The sequence below is a fragment of the Snodgrassella sp. ESL0323 genome, assembly GCF_013346865.1.
Lineage (GTDB): Bacteria > Pseudomonadota > Gammaproteobacteria > Burkholderiales > Neisseriaceae > Snodgrassella > Snodgrassella alvi.
This window is the reverse complement of sequence record NZ_JAAEDT010000037.1, coordinates 1-1,239: the sequence shown is the minus strand read 5'-3', so window position 1 is coordinate 1,239 and position 1,239 is coordinate 1. Positions and strand designations below refer to the sequence as shown.

1 protein-coding gene is annotated in these 1,239 nt (G+C 30.8%); it reads left to right on the top strand.

All coding sequences use genetic code 11. The features are described from left to right. On the top strand, positions 1–1,164 hold a 1,164-nt coding region (locus GY065_RS12845), incomplete at its 5' end, for an SMI1/KNR4 family protein (RefSeq protein WP_174834463.1). Between the last annotated feature and the right edge of the window lie 75 nt (positions 1,165–1,239).

The window sequence follows — 1,239 nt, the reverse complement described above, 5'->3', positions numbered from 1 at the left end:
AGACCATCTTATCTTGCTTATGAGGATGAACTTAAGCTAATAGATATTATGATGAAGTTACCAATGGATTGGCTGATTAAAAATGAGGCCGAATTTATTGAAGCATTAAATACCTTAGATGTTTCTCATACATCCGGTATGGGATTTTTATGTGAAGAAGAAAGTGATGATGTTATATTTGAGAATTTTTGTAACTGGCTAAAAGAAGTAGAGGAGAAAACTCATATATCAGTTCTAGGGTATATTGATGATCTTTCACCGGAAGCAATGGAGTTAGATAATTACAGAAGAGGAAAAAAAATAAATAGCAATAAAGCTGATGAGAATGAATATCAATTTGACAACAGCACTGATCTAGAATTTAATTCATTAACCTCAGATAGAATAGAAAATCAAGCCTGTATTTTTGAATCATGTAACATTAAAGAAGATAAAATGATTCAATCAAAATATCCTGTGCCAAAAAACATTAATAAACTGATTTCACAATTAAAATTAAAAAGAAAAGCATGCGAATCTTACGCTAATTTTTTAAAACAATACAACGTAATTGATTTTTATGGATTAGATTATAGTTATTATATTGACTATGAAGGGAAGAAATTGCCCCTGGAAGTGATTCTGGGATTCTCAGAAAAAGCAGGTGAAGATTTAATTGCTCTTAATGAGATGTGTTTAAAAAGAGTACCTAGGGGCTACTTCGCTATAGCAAGAATAAATCATGGAGATTTACTTTGTCTGGGTGGTGGTCCAATTTATTATTGGGATCGCAAAATCAATGATTTATACTTTGACATGAAAATAAAATATGGATATTTACGACAAAATACAGCTTTAATGCTAGTAGCAGACTCATTTGGTCAATTTTTATCCATGATTACTAGAACAAAAACTAAAGCTAATTATACTCAGAATGAAAATGAATTTAATCTACCGGATATTACTTTTCCGGCAGAGGCATTAGAGCTTTGGGAAGAAAATCCTAAAAGGATTTTTAATGTGCCAGAACTATTTATACCGATATATATAGAAAAATTAGAAGCTTCTGAAAGAGGACGTAAAATATTAGCAAAATTCAAAACATTAGTACCTACTGAAGAGGATTGTGAAAAATTAGCAAGCTTAAAAAAAGCAGGACTTTTGCCAGACGGCATTTTTGAATGAAAAGTTAAATTGTAATTACAATAAGAAGCATAAGAAATGCTGTTGGTAACATCAAAAACACAGTGTACACGATGC